Origin of the sequence: Streptomyces sp. NPDC005438, assembly GCF_040606315.1 — a bacterium.
GTDB lineage: Bacteria > Actinomycetota > Actinomycetes > Streptomycetales > Streptomycetaceae > Streptomyces.
In genome coordinates this window covers 600,420-615,862 of the sequence record NZ_JBEXEP010000002.1, presented here as the reverse complement: position 1 = coordinate 615,862, position 15,443 = coordinate 600,420, and the positions used below count along the sequence as shown (strand labels likewise).

The 15,443-nt window shown below is 70.1% G+C and carries 18 protein-coding genes; 7 read left to right on the top strand and 11 right to left on the bottom strand.

The genetic code is table 11. From position 1 onward, the window contains the following. Positions 1–14: 14 nt before the first annotated feature. Positions 15–632 carry a DUF6230 family protein gene (locus ABZT14_RS07505; RefSeq protein WP_356298254.1) on the bottom strand — a complete coding sequence of 206 codons (618 nt, stop codon included), beginning with the start codon at positions 630–632 and terminating at the stop codon, positions 15–17. Between the two features lie 612 nt (positions 633–1,244). Continuing rightward, positions 1,245–2,198, bottom strand: coding sequence for a tetratricopeptide repeat protein (locus ABZT14_RS07500; protein ID WP_356298252.1), 954 nt, complete (start codon positions 2,196–2,198; stop codon positions 1,245–1,247). A gap of 155 nt (positions 2,199–2,353) precedes the next feature. Here ABZT14_RS07500 and ABZT14_RS07495 point away from each other — a divergent pair, with 155 nt between their 5' ends. Continuing rightward, entirely contained in the window at positions 2,354–2,989 is a 636-nt protein-coding gene (locus ABZT14_RS07495) for a TetR/AcrR family transcriptional regulator (protein ID WP_356298250.1), read from the top strand. A 60-nt stretch (positions 2,990–3,049) separates the two neighbouring features. Here ABZT14_RS07495 and ABZT14_RS07490 read toward each other — a convergent pair whose 3' ends face one another. From ABZT14_RS07490 to ABZT14_RS07470, 5 genes are all read right to left on the bottom strand, one after another. After that, a complete protein-coding gene (locus tag ABZT14_RS07490) occupies positions 3,050–4,750 on the bottom strand; it encodes a methylmalonyl-CoA mutase family protein (RefSeq protein ID WP_356298248.1) in 1,701 nt (566 codons plus the stop codon). 79 nt (positions 4,751–4,829) lie between these two features. Continuing rightward, positions 4,830–5,159 carry a DUF3817 domain-containing protein gene (locus ABZT14_RS07485; protein ID WP_356298246.1) on the bottom strand — a complete coding sequence of 110 codons (330 nt, stop codon included), beginning with the start codon at positions 5,157–5,159 and terminating at the stop codon, positions 4,830–4,832. A gap of 80 nt (positions 5,160–5,239) precedes the next feature. Beyond that, complete coding sequence (locus ABZT14_RS07480; protein ID WP_356298244.1) at positions 5,240–5,746, bottom strand: MarR family transcriptional regulator; 507 nt, start codon at positions 5,744–5,746, stop codon at positions 5,240–5,242. An 83-nt stretch (positions 5,747–5,829) separates the two neighbouring features. Then, on the bottom strand, positions 5,830–6,135 hold the full coding sequence (locus tag ABZT14_RS07475; protein WP_356298242.1) for an MTH1187 family thiamine-binding protein: 306 nt from the start codon (positions 6,133–6,135) through the stop codon (positions 5,830–5,832). Between the two features lie 4 nt (positions 6,136–6,139). Then, complete coding sequence (locus ABZT14_RS07470; protein ID WP_356298564.1) at positions 6,140–6,493, bottom strand: DUF3817 domain-containing protein; 354 nt, start codon at positions 6,491–6,493, stop codon at positions 6,140–6,142. Between the two features lie 260 nt (positions 6,494–6,753). Between ABZT14_RS07470 and ABZT14_RS07465 the strand changes: the two genes are divergently transcribed. Genes ABZT14_RS07465 through ABZT14_RS07450 form a run of 4 tightly spaced genes read left to right on the top strand, consistent with a single transcriptional unit; the run spans position 6,754 to position 9,294 of the window. Then, positions 6,754–7,392 carry an AIM24 family protein gene (locus tag ABZT14_RS07465; protein ID WP_356298240.1) on the top strand — a complete coding sequence of 213 codons (639 nt, stop codon included), beginning with the start codon at positions 6,754–6,756 and terminating at the stop codon, positions 7,390–7,392. Further along, entirely contained in the window at positions 7,392–8,042 is a 651-nt protein-coding gene (locus tag ABZT14_RS07460; protein ID WP_356298238.1) for an AIM24 family protein, read from the top strand. The genes ABZT14_RS07465 and ABZT14_RS07460 overlap by 1 nt, the downstream gene beginning before the upstream one ends. After that, a complete protein-coding gene (locus ABZT14_RS07455; RefSeq protein ID WP_356298236.1) occupies positions 8,039–8,782 on the top strand; it encodes an AIM24 family protein in 744 nt (247 codons plus the stop codon). The genes ABZT14_RS07460 and ABZT14_RS07455 overlap by 4 nt, the downstream gene beginning before the upstream one ends. 35 nt (positions 8,783–8,817) lie before the next feature. Then, entirely contained in the window at positions 8,818–9,294 is a 477-nt protein-coding gene (locus ABZT14_RS07450) for a MarR family transcriptional regulator (protein ID WP_356298234.1), read from the top strand. A 75-nt stretch (positions 9,295–9,369) separates the two neighbouring features. Here ABZT14_RS07450 and ABZT14_RS07445 read toward each other — a convergent pair whose 3' ends face one another. Further along, positions 9,370–10,932, bottom strand: a complete 1,563-nt coding sequence (locus ABZT14_RS07445; RefSeq protein WP_356298232.1) for a HAMP domain-containing sensor histidine kinase — start codon at positions 10,930–10,932, stop codon at positions 9,370–9,372. After that, positions 10,925–11,587 carry a response regulator transcription factor gene (locus ABZT14_RS07440; RefSeq protein ID WP_356298230.1) on the bottom strand — a complete coding sequence of 221 codons (663 nt, stop codon included), beginning with the start codon at positions 11,585–11,587 and terminating at the stop codon, positions 10,925–10,927. Before ABZT14_RS07440 ends, ABZT14_RS07445 begins: the two co-directional genes overlap by 8 nt. A 122-nt stretch (positions 11,588–11,709) precedes the next feature. On the opposite strand from ABZT14_RS07440, the gene ABZT14_RS07435 reads away from it, so the two are divergent. Further along, entirely contained in the window at positions 11,710–12,273 is a 564-nt protein-coding gene (locus ABZT14_RS07435) for a PepSY domain-containing protein (RefSeq protein ID WP_356298228.1), read from the top strand. A gap of 304 nt (positions 12,274–12,577) precedes the next feature. Here ABZT14_RS07435 and meaB read toward each other — a convergent pair whose 3' ends face one another. Continuing rightward, entirely contained in the window at positions 12,578–13,537 is a 960-nt protein-coding gene (meaB, locus tag ABZT14_RS07430; RefSeq protein ID WP_356298226.1) for a methylmalonyl Co-A mutase-associated GTPase MeaB, read from the bottom strand. 122 nt (positions 13,538–13,659) lie between these two features. Further along, positions 13,660–14,862: an acetyl-CoA C-acetyltransferase gene (locus tag ABZT14_RS07425; RefSeq protein WP_356298224.1), complete on the bottom strand. Its 1,203-nt coding sequence runs from the start codon at positions 14,860–14,862 to the stop codon at positions 13,660–13,662. 132 nt (positions 14,863–14,994) lie between these two features. Here ABZT14_RS07425 and mce point away from each other — a divergent pair, with 132 nt between their 5' ends. Next, positions 14,995–15,438 carry a methylmalonyl-CoA epimerase gene (mce, locus tag ABZT14_RS07420; protein WP_356298222.1) on the top strand — a complete coding sequence of 148 codons (444 nt, stop codon included), beginning with the start codon at positions 14,995–14,997 and terminating at the stop codon, positions 15,436–15,438. Positions 15,439–15,443 lie beyond the last annotated feature (5 nt).

Genomic DNA, 15,443 nt, shown 5'->3' with positions numbered 1-15,443 from the left:
GGCCGTTCAGTGCTCTAGTAGCACTCGCTCTTGCCCTTGGTGACGGCCATCTTCAGGCCGCTGAGCTTGAACGTGCCGGCGGTGGTCGCCCAGGCGCGCTGCTTGACGTTGGTGAACGTCGCGCTGTCGGCCTGCTGGGCGAACGACCCCTTGGCGTAGTTGTCGCCCTTGTGCGTGCCGGGCCCCTTGGTGGTGTCGTCCGCGGAGACACCGATGTCAATGTTGTTGAAGGTGGCGTTGGCGCCGAGGTCGTCGGCGTCGATGTACAGCTTCTTGGCCTCCACCTTCGGGCCGCCCTTGGCGCCGGCGGTGAGCTTCAGCGACGTGTCGCCGAACACCGGGACCGGAACCACCACGGACTGGCACAGGTTCTCGATCTTGGCCGAGTTGAAGCCCACCACGGCGACCGGCTTCTTGCCGACCTTCGTGCTGTCGACGGCTCCGTACTGGACGAACCCCTGCCCGTCCAGTCGGTCAGCGGTCACCTTGAACTGCTGGCCGGAAACACTGAACGACGCCGCGAGCGCACCCTGGGAGAGTGCGATACCTATCGCGGCGGTTGCGGCAACGCTCGGCACCATGACAACGGCGAACCGCTTCCATCTGGTCCCGCCACGAGCCAGAGACTCCATGACTTTCCTCCTTCTCGGACGTACATCTCCGGCCTGAAACTGCCCGCTCCGTACGAGCCTCCCGGCCTGGGATGGGAGAAGTGCTACGTCCTCGGGAAGAAGAGCGCCGTCACCACAGACGTGTGTACGCCATGTCCGCGCTGCCGGCGATCACCCCCGAGCGACAACCACTGGCCCCGCTGAGCACGCGGCCTCTCTTGAATGGACAGGCCCCACGTGGTGGGGACCCCCCTGTCCTAGACCGGCGATTGGTACTGGTGGTGCGGAGCTGCCGGCCCGCTCGGTGGGGACCCTACTCTCCACGCTCCGAATGGTTGCCGGGCAGGGGAGTTGGACCGAGCTTGGCCGATCGTGGTCTATCCAGAGCGCGGACACAAGGGCCTCGTTACTAGCTAGTAACGACTGGATAACCGAAACATGGCCGAAAGATCGAGCCCGAACACCGAGGGTGGCCGAAGATCGCCACTCCATACCGCTTCAAATGGGATACGGAAGACGAAAAGCCGGAGAGCTGTTTACTGGAAGTAACAGCGGTCGCGATTCCCAAGTTTTGGCAAAACGCGACCGCCGTGTCGCTAAATCGTCGTGTCGCGAGAGACGCCGACCGCGCCCCTAGAAGAGCACCCGGGCGAGCGCGCCACGCGCCGACACCACCCGGGGGTCGTCGGCGCCGATCACCTCGAACAGCTCCAGCAGACGCAGCCGGGCCCGCTCCCGGTCGTCACCGAAGGTCCGCCGTACGGTCTCCACCACCCGACCGAACGCGTCCTCCACGTGACCGCCGACCAGGTCCAGGTCCGCGGCCCGGAGTTGGGCATCCACGTCGGTGGGGTTGTCGGCGGCCTCCTTGCGCACCTGCTGGGCGTCCAACCCCTGGACGCGCCCCAGCAGTTCGGCCTGGGCCAGGCCCAACTTGGCCTCGACGTTGCCCGGTTCCTCGGCGAGCACACCGCGGTACGCCTCGGTGGCGCCGGCCAGGTCACCGGCGTCCAGCGCCTGGTGGGCTGCCGCCAGGGCGGGGTCCTCCGGCTCCTCGGGAGCGCTCTCCTCGCTCGGCTGGCCGGGGGCGACCGGCTGCCCGACGATCCCGAACCGCTGCTCGGCGGCCTCGATCAACTGGTCCAGCACCCCACGGATCTGCTGCTCGGGCGCCGCGCCCTGGAACAGCGGCAGGGCCTGGCCGGCGATCACCGCGAAGACCGCGGGGATGCCCTGCACCCCGAACTGCTGGAAGAGCATCTGGTTCTGGTCGACGTCGATCTTCGCCAGCAGGAAGCGGCCCGCGTACTCGTTCGCCAGCCGCTCCAGCAGCGGCCCGAGCTGCTTGCACGGCTCACACCACTCCGCCCAGAAGTCGATGACCACGGGGACCTCGGCCGACCGCTGGAGCACCTCGGCCTCGAAGGTCGCCTCACTGACATCGATCACCAGACTGGTCGGGGCCTCGCCCCCACCCCCCTCAGCGGCCCTGGACCGTGCCTGTTCCGCCTTCTGCTTGGCCTCCCCCGCCGCCTTGACGGCACCGAGGTCGACCACTCCGCTCATGGACATATTGCGTGGCTGCATGGGACCAGTCTCCCCCCTTCACGCACCATCCGGTTCCACGGATCGGTCTTTCGCTCCGCCGGGTCCCCCTCCGGCGTTCACGGGCGTCCGCCCAGAGGCGTTTCGCTACTCGCCGTAGCGTAACCCATGGTCGTCCTCGTCGATATGGTCACTCCATGGCCCGCCCGCGCAGTTCCACCGCCGACCAGGCGATTCTCGCCGCAACTCGTGCCGCACTGGTGGAAGTTGGCTGGTCGGGGCTGACCATGGGCGAGGTGGCCCGGCGGGCCGGTGTGGCCAAGACCACCCTCTACCGGCGGTGGACCAGCAAGAGCGAACTGGTCGTGGACGCGGTGGCGGTGATCTTCGACCAGCTGGCACTGCCCGACCGGGGCAGCCTGGCCGACGACATCCAGGAGGTGGTCGCCTCCTTCGCGGCGCTGCTGGAACAACCCGAGACCCAGACCTCCCTGATGGCCGTGGTCTCCGAGGCCACCCGCGACGAGAGGCTCCGCGAGCGCATCCGCGAGGCGCTGGTGGAGCGCCAGAAGCGGCTGGTGGTCGCGGGTCGCGCCCGCGCCCAGGAACGCGGGGAACTCCCCGTCGACCAGGACCCGGACACCGCCCGGCGTCACGCCGACCTGATCTTCGACGTGATCGCCGGTGCCGTGGTGCACCGCTCCCTGGTGAGCGCCGGCCCGGTGGACGAGGAGTGGCGGACGGCGTTCACCACGCTGCTGTTGCGCGGTCTGGAGGAACTGTCGGGGTCGGGGAAACCCGGGCCGGACGAAGGGGCGGAGCAGGAGGGGTAAGCCCCCGCTTCCCCCGGCCCCTCGTCACGGCCACCGGCGGGCCACTGGACCGATGCCGGCTCAGAAGCCGGCCGGCTCCACGTACTCGCCCCACTCCTCGCGCAGCACCCCGCAGATCTCGCCCAGGGTGGCCTCGGCGCGCACCGCCTCCAGCATGGGCTCGATCATGTTGCCGTCGCTCCGGGCCGCGGTCAGCATCGCCTCCAGGGAGGCCTTCACCTTGGCGTCGTCGCGGCGGGCCTTGCGGTCGCCCAACTCCTGTACCTGATCGCGCTCCACCTCGTGGCTGACCCGCAGGATCTCCAGGTCGCCGGTGACCGAACCGGTGTGGCAGTTGACGCCCACCACCCGCTTGTCGTCCTTCTCCAGAGCCCGCTGGTACTGGAAGGCGGCCTCGGCGATCTCGCCGGTGAACCAGCCGTCCTCGATCCCGCGCAGGATGCCGGAGGTGATCGGGCCGATGGGGTGCTTGCCGTCGGGCACCGCCCGACGGCCGCGCTCCTTGATCTGCTCGAAGATCTTCTCCGCGTCCTGCTCGATGCGGTCGGTGAGCGCCTCGACGTACCAGGAACCGCCCAGCGGGTCGGCGACGTTGGTGACCCCGGTCTCCTCCATCAGCACCTGCTGGGTGCGCAGCGCGATCTCGGCCGCCTGCTCACTGGGCAGGGCCAGGGTCTCGTCCAGGGCGTTGGTGTGCAGGGAGTTGGTGCCGCCCAACACGGCTGCCAGGGCCTCCACGGCGGTGCGGACCACGTTGTTGTACGGCTGCTGCGCGGTCAGGGAGACACCGGCGGTCTGGGTGTGGAAGCGCAGCCACTGGGCCTTGTCGCTGGTGGCGCCGTACACGTCGCGCATCCAGCGGGCCCAGATCCGGCGGGCGGCGCGGAACTTGGCGATCTCCTCGAAGAAGTCCAGGTGCGCGTCGAAGAAGAAGGACAGGCCGGGGGCGAAGGTGTTGACGTCCAGCCCACGGGAGAGGCCCAGTTCGACGTAGCCGAAGCCGTCGGCGAGGGTGTAGGCCAGCTCCTGGGCGGCGGTCGAGCCGGCCTCCCGGATGTGGTAGCCGGAGACCGACAGCGGCTTGTACGCCGGGATGTTGTGGGTGCAGTGCTCCATCAGGTCGCCGATCAGCCGCAGGTGCGGGGACGGCGGGAACAGCCACTCCTTCTGGGCGATGTACTCCTTGAAGATGTCGGTCTGGAGCGTGCCGTTGAGGACCCCGGGGTCCACGCCCTGACGCTCGGCGGCGACCAGGTACATGCAGAAGGCGGGCACCGCCGGACCGGAGATGGTCATGGAGGTGGTGACCTCGCCCAGCGGGATGTCGCGGAAGAGGATCTCCATGTCGGCGGCGGAGTCGATGGCCACCCCGCAGTGGCCGACCTCGCCGAGCGAGCGGGGGTCGTCGGAGTCCCGGCCCATGAGGGTGGGCATGTCGAAGGCGACGGACAGGCCGCCGCCGCCCGCCTCCAGGATCATCCGGTACCGCTCGTTGGTCTGCTCGGCGTTGCCGAAGCCGGCGAACTGGCGGATGGTCCAGGTCCGCCCCCGGTAACCGGTCGGGTGGAGGCCCCGGGTGTACGGGTACTCCCCCGGCCAGCCGATCCTCTCGAAGCCCTCGACGGCGTCGCCGGGGCGGGGCCCGTACACCGGGTCCACGGGGTCACCACTGAGGGTGGTGAAGTCCGCGTCCCGCTTCCGTGCCGCGTCGTACCTGGCCTGCCACCGTCGGCGGCCCTCTTCGATGGCTTCAGCGTCCATGGGACCCAATTTACTTGGACGTCCAAATATTTGTCGACCGTCGCGGCCCTCGGACCTCACGGGCCCACCCCGGTCGGGTTCAGGCGGCGGTCACCGGGGTCTCGTCCTCGATCAACGGCGAGACCTCCCGCACCACCCGGCGCTCCACGAAGAACGCGGCGGTCGGGATGGTGCCCGCGACCAGCACCCACAGCAGCTTGCCGAACGGCCAACGCGCCTTCTGACCGAGGTCGAAGGCGAAGATCAGGTAGAGGATGTAGAGCACCCCGTGCGCCTGGGAGACCACGAAGGTGACGTCCTCACCGGTGTCGAAGCCGTACTTGAACACCATGCAGGTGCACAGCACCAGCAGCATGACGGCGGTGATGTACGCCAGCGCCCGGTAACGCGTCAGCACGCTCTTCTTCATGACCGCTCCTCACGGGGACGACTCGGGTCGAACGAGCCTATCCAGCACCGGGTGGACGCCGGTGACGGGCCCCCGCCAGGTCACTCGGCGAAGTCGCCGGCGTCCACCCTCAGCCGTCGCAGCACGGCGAAGATCTCGGCGCACCCCTCGTCGTCGTAGGCGTCCAGCCCGAACTCCATGGCCATCAGGTCGGCGGTGGCCTCGTCGCAGACCCGGCGCCCCTCGTCGGTGATGCAGGCGAGGGTGCCCCGGCCGTCGTCGGGGTTGGGGCGCTTGGAGACCAGGCCGGCGGCGCGGAGCCGGTCCACCGTGTTGGTCACCGAGGTGGGGTGCACCATCAGGCGCTCACCGATCTTGGACATCGGTAGCTCCCCGGACTGGGAGAAGGTCAGCAGCACCAGCGCCTCGTAGCGGGCGAAGGTCAGTCCGTACGGCTTGAGCACCCCGTCCACCCGGGACAGCAGGATCTGCTGCGCGCGCATGACGGAGGTGATGGCCGCCATGGACGGCACCGAACCCCAGCGTTGCCGCCACAGTTCGTCGGCACGGGAGATGGGGTCAAACGACAGGCTGAGCGGTTTCGACACGGTGCCGACCCTATCGGCCGACCAGCCGGTGGACACAGCCGTCTCGGAGGACGGATGCCCCACCCCGACGGGATACCGCCGGATCAGGACCGTTCGGGACCGGACAGGTGCCGTTCCACGGTGGCCACCTTGGAGTGGAGGCCGTCCTCGACGCCGGGGCGGATGTCCGCCTTGAGCACCAGGGACACCCGTGGGGCCCGCGCCTCCACCGCGGCCACGGCCGCGCGGACCACGGCCATGCACTCCTCCCACTCCCCCTCGACGGAGGTGAACATCGCGTCCGTACGGTGCGGCAGGCCGGACTCGCGGACCACCCGCACCGCGTCCGCGACGTACTCCCCCACGTCCTCACCCACGCCGAGCGGGGTGACCGAGAAAGCGACGATCACCGGCTCAGGCCTCCTGGGTACCGGACGGGGTCTCCAGACGAGCCCGGGCGGCGATCACTCCGGCCTCCTCCTCACGACGCAGCATCCGGTCGGCGAAGAACCCCCCGGTGGGCAGGACGGAGAGGACGAAGTAGAGGGCGCTGGTTCCCAGCGGCCACTTGACCTGCTTCCAGGCGTCCAGCCAGAACAGCACGTAGATCACGAACAGCACACCGTGGACGGCGCCCATGACCGGCACCGCGTTGAAGTCGGTGGTGCGCTTGAGGACCGAGCACACCAGCAACAGCAGGAAGGAGATCGCCTCGGGGGCGGAGACCAGGCGGAGTCGGCGCAGCGCGCTCACCGAACGCGGGGGCAGGGTGGTGGCAGTGTCCTTGATCGGCACGAGGATCCCTCTTCTCGCAGGCACCAGGAGGTTTGTGAAGGGACGCACAAACTGGCCCCCAGTGTGCCAGCCGGCCCCAGAGGCCCGGCGGCCGGGGCCGGGAAGCCGGTGACTGACGCTTCCTCGCGGCGACCTCCCGGCGACCTCGCGGAGGGTCCCGGATCGGCACTGGATCAGCACCGGATCACCGTACGGCTATCCCCGACGGCCGGGCTGTGTATAGGTTTTGGAGCGTGGCTCAGTTCCAACTGCAGGGAAGCAAGGTGCTCGCCGTCGTCCTACACGGCGACACGGTGAAGGCCAAGAACGGCTCGATGGTCGCCTACGACGGGCAGATGTCGTTCAAGAAGCTGACCGGGGGTGGTGAGGGACTGCGCGGGATGGTCACCCGCCGACTCACCGGTGAGCAGATGATCGTGATGGAGGTGCAGGGCAAGGGCACCTGCTACTTCGCCGACGCCGCCAGCGACATCAGCCTGGTGCAGTTGCGCGGCGAGAAGATGCACGTGGAGGCCAGCAACCTGCTGTGCACCGAGGGCGGACTCCGTACCGGCACCACCTTCACCGGACTGCGGGGCGCCAGCCAGGGCAACGGCCTGTTCACCACCACCCTGGAGGGCAGCGGCCAGGCGGCCCTGCTCTCCGACGGTCCGGCCATCGTGCTGCGGGTCAGCCAGGGCCAACCGCTCCAGGTCGACCCCGGCGCCTACGTCGCCCACCAGGGCGACCTGCGGCAGAGCTTCGAGTCGGGGATCAACTTCAGGACGTTCATGGGTGAGGGCTCCGGGGAGTCGTTCCAGATCAAGTTCGAGGGTGAGGGCCTGGTGTACGTGCAGCCCAGCGAACGGAACACCATCGGAGGGAACCTCTGATGCCTTTCCGCACCATCAGCTCCAAGATCGTCGAGGCCCAGGTCCAGCCCGGACAGCGGCTGTTCAGCCAGCGGGGGGCGATGATCGCCTACACCGGCGACGTGGCCTTCACCCCCAACATCCAGGGCGGACAGGGCGGGTTCGGCTCCATGATCGGGCGGCGGCTGGCCGGCGAGTCCACCCCCCTGATGACGGTGGAGGGCAACGGCAAGGTGCTGTTCGGCCACGGCGGCCACCACGTCGAGGTGATCGAACTGCGCCAGGACACCCTGTACGTGGAGGCCGACCGGCTGCTGGCCTTCGACGGCTCCCTGGAACAGGGCACCATGTTCATGGGCTCCCAGGGCGGGGTGATGGGCATGGTGCGCGGACAGGTCTCCGGGCACGGGCTGTTCACCACCACCCTCCAGGGCAACGGCTCGGTGGCGGTGATGGCGCACGGCGGCGTGATCCGGCTGCCGATCGCCCCGGACCGGCCGATCCACGTCGACCCGCAGGCCTACGTGGCCCACCACGGGGACGTACGCAACCGGCTGTCCAGCGCGCTCGGTTGGCGTGACATGGTCGGCCGGGGCTCGGGCGAGGCCTTCCAACTGGAACTGACCGGCAACGGCACGGTGTACGTGCAGGCGAGCGAGGAGAAGCTGTGACCGTGACCCCGCTGGACGCCCAGTCCCTGCCGTCCAACGACAACGTCAACCCGTACTCCTTCTGCGTCGACCTGCGTGGCCAGTGGTTCCTGCAGAAGGGGAAGATGATCGCCTACTTCGGGCAGATCACCTTCAACGGCATCGGCCACGGCCCCCTGGACCGGTTGATCGCCAGCAGCTTCCACTCCCCGCTGCACGCCTCGGACTGGGTGGTGGCCGACGGCTACGGCAAGATGCTGCTGGCCGACCGGGCCTTCGACGTCAACTCCTACGACCTGGAGGACGGCAACCTCACCGTCCGCTCGGGCAACCTGCTGGCCTTCGAGCCCAGCCTCTCCCTGAAGCAGTCGATCATCCCGGGGTTCGTCACCCTCATCGGCACCGGCAAGTTCGTGGCCGCCTCCAACGGCGAGGTGCACTTCCTCGAACCGCCGGTCCGGGTCGACCCCCAGGCCCTGGTCGGCTGGGCGGACTGTCCCTCGCCCTGCCACCACTACGACCACCAGTACCTGCGCGGGGTGCTGGGCGGCCTGCGACGCATGACGGGCGTGGGGGGTGCCTCCGGCGAGGAGCACCAGTTCGAGTTCGTCGGCGAGGGGACCGTACTGATCCAGTCCACCGAGCAGCTGATGGCCGAGCGGGACACCGGGGCGGTGCCCACCCAGGAGGGCGTACCCGGTGGGGGCGGGCAGCGGCAGTCCGGTGGGATGGGCGATCTTCAGCGCCGCTTCGGATTCTGAACGCCCCACGTCAGAACTGGGTAGAGTTCTGATGCATGACGATCGAAAATGCCGCCCGCTGGCTCAACGAGGACGAACAGCGAGCCTGGCGGATGCACCTGGACGTCAGCAGGATGCTGATGTACCAGCTGGAACGTGATCTCCAGCCGTTCGGTCTCACCAACAACGACTACGAGATCCTGGTCAACCTCTCGGAGGCTCCCGAACGCCGGATGAGGATGAGCGAGTTGGCGTCCAACACGCTCCAGTCCAAGAGCCGGCTCTCCCACCAGATCACCCGCATGGAAAGTGCCGGCCTGGTACGTCGCGAACACTGCGACACCGACCGTCGCGGACTGTTCGCGGTGCTCACCGACCACGGCTGGGACACCATGCTCCAGGTGGCCCCGCACCACGTGGAGTCGGTGCGCCGTCACTTCATCGACCAGATATCCCCCGAGGGACTGCGCGCGATGTACCAGGCCCTGGCCCCGGTCGGTGAGCGCCTGCGCGAACAGCGCGGACGCGTCTGAGGCCCGTATGGGCCGGACCCACACCCGGCCCGACGCTCTCCCCGCGCGGTGGCCCCCGGGTGGCCCGCCCACGGGTCAGGCCAGGGGGAGTCGCAGCTCGAAGCGGGCGCCCCCGGCGCCCGACACCAGGCGCAGCGAGCCACCGTGGCGTTCGGCCACGTCCCGGGCGATGGCCAGGCCCAGTCCGGCCCCGCCCTCGTCCCTGCTCCGCGCGTCGTCCAGCCGCACGAACCGGGAGAAGATCCGCTCCCGGTCCGGTTCGGGAACCCCGGCACCGTCGTCGGCCACCTCCAGCGACGCCCACTTCCCCACCCTCCGTACGCTCACCGTCACCCGGGAGTCGGCGTGCCGCTGTGCGTTGTCCAGCAGGTTGCCCAGTACGCGGGCGAGTTGGCCCCGGGAGCCGGTGACCTCGACGCCGTCCGACAGGTCGGCGGCCACCGGCAGACGGTCACCGGTCCGTTGGGCCAGTTCCTCCCGCACCGTCGCGGACAGGTCCACCCTCGCGTCCCCCGGCTTCTCCCCCGCGTCCAGCCGGGCCAGTAGCAGCAGGTCGGCGGCCAGTACCTGGAGGCGTACGGTGTCCGTCACCGCGTCGTCGAGGTCCAGCAGCTCGGGATGGGCGGCGCCCACCTCCAGCTGGGTGCGCAGGGAGGCGATGGGGCTGCGCAGCTCGTGGGAGGCGTCCGCCACGAAGCGCCGTTGGCGCTCCACCGAACTCTCCAGCGCGGTGAGGGTCTCGTTGGTGGTGCGGGCCAGCCGGCCGACCTCGTCCTGGGCGGCCGGCTCCGGGACCCGACGGGACAGGTCGGTGCTGGCGGTGATCGCGGCCATCTCGCGGCGGATGCCCTCCACCGGGCGCAGCGCCCGCCGGGTCACCAGCCAGGTCACGACGCCCACCACGGCGAGGAGCACCGGCAGCCCGAACAGCATGGCGCGGGTGACCGTGGAGACGGCCGACTCCTGGTCGCGCAGGGAGGCGCCGGCGTAGACGGTCACCGGCTCGCCGTCGCGGGTGGCGGACTGTACGGCGGTCAGGGTGAAGTCCTGTTCCCCGTCCGCGTCCCGGGCGTGGGTGACCTCCCCGTCCCCGTCGACCGGCAGCCGTACGACCTCGCTCTCGCTGTCCCGGTCCACGGTGGGTGTCGAGGGCGGGCTGTCGGTGGGGGCCGGGCTGTCGTCGCTCCCGTTGTCGTCCGCGCTGTCGTCGCGGTCGTCGTTCTCCTCGCTGTCGTCCCGGTCGCTGTCGTCTTCGCTGTCGTCCTGGTCGCTGTCACCCTCCGGGCTGGCGGTCGGCTCGCCGGACTCGGTGGGCTCGGGCCGGTCGGGTCGGTGGAAGTCGGCGAGGGCGGGCTGTCCGCGTAGGGGCTCGCTGGCCCCGATCACCCTGCCCCTGACGTCCACCACCTGGATCGGGTCGTCGGTGTCCAGCTCCTCCAGCCCGCCGACCTTCCCGGCGTTGACGTCGGTGACCTGGGCGGCGACCTCGCGAGCCCGGGCCTCGGCCTGGAGCCTGGCGTCCCCGGCCAGCTCGGAGCGCAACAGCGACACCACCATCACCCCGACCAGCAGCAGGGCCACCGCCACCACCGAGGTGGCGCCCACGGCCGCCCTGGTACGGACGGTGCCCCTACGCATCGGGCACCAGTCGGTAGCCCGCCCCGCGCAGGGTGAGGATCCGCCCGCCGCCCAGTTTGCGGCGTAGCGCGCTGATGTAGACCTCGACGATGTTGACGTCGCCTTCGTAGGCGAAGTCCCAGACGTGTTCGAGGATCTCGGCCTTGGACACCACCTCGCCGGCCCGGGTCGCCAACTGCTCCAGTACCGCGAACTCCTTGGTGGTCAGCGACACCTCCTCGTCGGCCAGCCACACCCGGCGGGTGGAGGGCTCCACGCGCAGCGACCCGACCCGCATCTCACGGGCCCCGGCGCGGTTGCGGCGTCGGAGCAGGGCGCGGACCCGGGCCAGCAGCACCACGTAGGAGAACGGTTTGGTGAGGTAGTCGTCGGCGCCGGTGTCCAAGCCCTCCGCCTCGTCGTACTCACCGTCCTTGGCCGTCAGCATCAGTACGGGCGTCTCGTCGCCCTCGGCGCGCAGCGCGGCACAGATCCGGTAGCCGTTGAGGCCGGGAAGCATGATGTCCAGCACGATCAGGTCGTACGAGGTCTCCCGGGCCCGATGCAGTCCGTCGAGGCCGTCGTGGGAGACGTCCACGGCGAACCCCTCGGCCTCCAGCCCCCGGGCCAGGGAGCGGGCCAGTCGCTGTTCGTCCTCCACGATCAACAGGCGCATGGACACAGCCTGCCAAACGGAACCTGAAGCGGCTTTCAGCCGCCTTCAGGGTGGCTTCAGCCGGGCTGGGCCACGGTGGTCCACACATCGACAGCACCGCGCCCCTGACGGAGGGAACAATCATGACCCGCAAGATCATCATTGCTGGTGTCGCCGCCGCCACGCTCGTCACCGGAGCCTCCGCCGTGGCCTTCGCCGACGGCGGCTCGGGCGACGGGGCGTCCACCAACAGTTCCAGCACCGACCCGGTCCCCACCCCGAGCCCCACCGACGAGAACCCCACTCCCGAGCCCACCGACGACGCGGAGGACAGCCGGGACGGTGACCGCGACGACGCCCGCGAGGCCCGGGAGCTGCGCAAGGCCAAGGTCAGCGCCGAGCAGGCCGCCAAGGCCGCGCGGTCGGCGGTGAAGGGCGGCGTGGTCGAGAAGGTCGAGCTGGAGGACGAGGGCGACCGGGGTTCGGCCACGCACTGGGAGGTCGACGTCCTCGGTGACGGCGGCCGGTGGTACGAGGTCCGGGTGGACGCCGACGACGTCAAGGCGGTCGAGAAGCGAGCCGAGGGCTCCGACGACCGTGCCGACGACGACAGCGATGACCGTGACGACGATCGCGACGACGACAGCGACGACCGCGATGACAGTGATGACAGCGATGACGACAGCGATGACGACAGCGACGACTGAGCCCGGCAACCGCCGACGGTGAACGTCGGGGACCGTTCAGCGCGCACCCGGCCCGGGGCCCGCCCAACTGGCGGCGGCCCCGGGCCGGTTGGGGTTCACCGACCGGTGAACCCCCTGCTCTCCCGGTCACCGATGGAACCGGCGGCGACCGGTCGCCCGATGGGACAGCGGCACCCCGGCGCCGACCAGACCGGCCGTACCCCGGCGCCAGACAGCCCGGCCGCACTCAGCCGCCGGTGAGACCGACTGCGCTCAGTCGCCGGTGAGACCGGCTGCGCTCAGTCGCCGGTGAGACCGGCTGCGCTCAGTCGCCGGTGAGACCGGCGACGAGTTCATCGGCCGCGGCATAGGGATCGAGCGTGCCCGCGAGGATCCGTTCGGCCAGCGCGCCCAGCCGACGGTCGCCCCTCAGGTCGCCGATACGCTCGCGCAGCGCGGTGACCGCGATGGCCTCGATCTCCCCGGCGGCCCGCCGCGCACGGCGTTCGGCCAGCACTCCGTGCTCGTCCATCCAGGCCCGGTGCTTCTCCAGCGCCTCGACCAGTTCGTCGACCCCCTCGCCACGGGCGGCCACGGTGCGCACGATGGGTGGGCGCCAGTCGCCGGGCTGACGGGCCTCGCCCAGGCCGAGCATGTGGTTCAGCTCCCGGGCGGTGGCGTCCGCGCCCTCACGGTCGGCCTTGTTGACCACGTACACGTCGCCGATCTCCAGGATGCCGGCCTTGGCCGCCTGGATGCCGTCGCCCATACCGGGCGCGAGCAGTACGGCGGCGGTGTCCGCCTGGGCGGCGATCTCCACCTCGGACTGGCCCACCCCCACCGTCTCCACCAGCACCACGTCGAAGCCCGCCGCGTCCAGTACCCGGATCGCCTGGGGCGCCGCCCAGGCGAGTCCGCCCAGGTGGCCCCGGGTGGCCATGGAGCGGATGTAGACGCCGGGGTCGGAGGCGTGCTCGGACATGCGTACCCGGTCGCCCAGCAGGGCGCCCCCGGAGAACGGCGAGGAGGGGTCGACGGCCAGTACGGCGACCCGTTTCCCGGCCTTGCGGTAGGCGGTGACCAGGGCGGAGGTGGAGGTCGACTTGCCGACTCCCGGGGAGCCGGTGAGCCCCACCACGTAGGCGTTCCCGCACAGCGGGGCGAGCGCGGCCATCACCTCGCGCAACTGTGGCGAGGCACCCTCGACCAGGGTGATCAGCCGGGCCACGGCGCGGGGCTTGCCCTCCCTTGCCCGACCGACGAGTTGGGCGACGTCCACCGCCATGGCTGCTGCGCTCCTTCACTGGGCTGCTGCACCGCGCGGCCCACCCGGGCACCGGTCAGCGTCGACCTCGGTCTCGGCGGGGGGCCGGCACCGCCTCGGGTGCCGGCCCGCCCACCGGGACCCTACTCACCCGGTACGCGCACGATCAGGGCGTCCCCCTGTCCACCGCCGCCGCACAGGGCGGCGGCCCCCACGCCGCCGCCCCGACGGCCCAGCTCCAGGGCGAGGTGCAGTACGAGGCGGGCGCCGGACATGCCGATGGGGTGGCCCAGGGCGATGGCGCCGCCGTTGACGTTGACCTTGTCGCTGGTGACGCCGAGGTCCTTCATGGACTGCACGGCCACGGCGGCGAAGGCCTCGTTGATCTCGATCAGGTCCAGGTCCTCGACCGTCAGCCCCTCCTTGCCCAGGGCGTGCTGGATGGCGTGGGAGGGCTGGGACTGGAGCGAGTTGTCGGGGCCGGCCACGTTGCCGTGGGCGCCGATCTCCGCGATCCAGCTCAGCCCCAGTTCCTCGGCCTTGGCCCGACTCATCACGACCACGGCGGCGGCACCGTCGGAGATCTGGGAGGAGGTGCCGGCGGTGATGGTGCCGTCGGAGGCGAAGGCGGGGCGCAGCTTGGCCAGGCCCTCGACGGTGGTGTCGCCGCGGATGCCCTCGTCCTCGCTGAAGACCACCGGGTCGCCCTTGCGCTGGGGGATCTCCACGGGGGCGATCTCCGCCTCGAAGACTCCGTTCTTCTGGGCGGCGGCGGCCCGCTGGTGGGACAGCGCGGCCACCTGGTCCTGGGAGGCACGGTCGATGCCCAGCCGGGTGTTGTGCTTCTCGGTGCTCTCCCCCATGGCGATGTTCTCGAAGGCGTCGGTGAGCCCGTCGTGCGCCATGGCGTCGAGCATCTCGACCGAGCCGTACTTGTAGCCGTGCCGGGTCTTGGGCAGCACGTGGGGGGCGTTGGTCATGGACTCCTGGCCGCCGGCCACCACCACGTCGAACTCGCCGGCCCGCACCAGCTGGTCGGCCAGGGCGATGGCGTCCAGGCCGGAGAGGCAGACCTTGTTGATGGTGAGCGCGGGTACGTCCATGGGGATGCCGGCCTTGACGGCGGCCTGTCGGGCGGGGATCTGGCCGGCTCCCGCCTGGAGCACCTGGCCCATGATCACGTACTCGACCTGGTCGCCGCTGACGCCGGCGCGCTCCAGGGCCGCCTTGATGGCCATGCCCCCCAACTCCGCGCCGGAGAAGGACTTGAGCGATCCGAGGAGTCGGCCCATCGGGGTGCGCGCGCCGGCGAGGATGACCGAACTGGTACGGGGCGTGGCAGACATGGGGGTTCCTCCGGCGGGAAGTTAACGATGGTTATCACCAATGTACTGAGCGGTACGTGTCGGGTCACCCACTGACCGGTGTGACCGTGCGCACGTGGCGTCATCCTCCCTCCGAGGCCCCACACTGTTGTCATGCTGACGCGCATCGACCACATCGGTATCGCCTGTTTCGACCTGGACAAGACCGTGGACTTCTACCGTCGCACCTACGGCTTCGAGGTGTTCCACACCGAGGTCAACGAGGAGCAGGGCGTACGCGAGGCCATGCTGAGGATCAACGGGACCGACGACGGCGGCGCCTCCTACCTCCAGCTACTGGAACCCGTGCGGGAGGACTCCGCCGTCGGCAAATGGTTGGCCAAGAACGGCGAGGGGGTCCACCACATCGCCTTCGGCACCGCCGACGTGGACGGCGAGGCCGCCGCGATCCGCGAAAAGGGGGTGCGCGTGCTGTACGAGGAGCCCCGTCGCGGTTCCATGGACTCCCGGATCACCTTCCTGCACCCCAAGGACTGCCACGGGGTGCTGACCGAACTCGTCACCTCCGCACCGGGATCCGGCTCCTCAGACCACTGACGCCC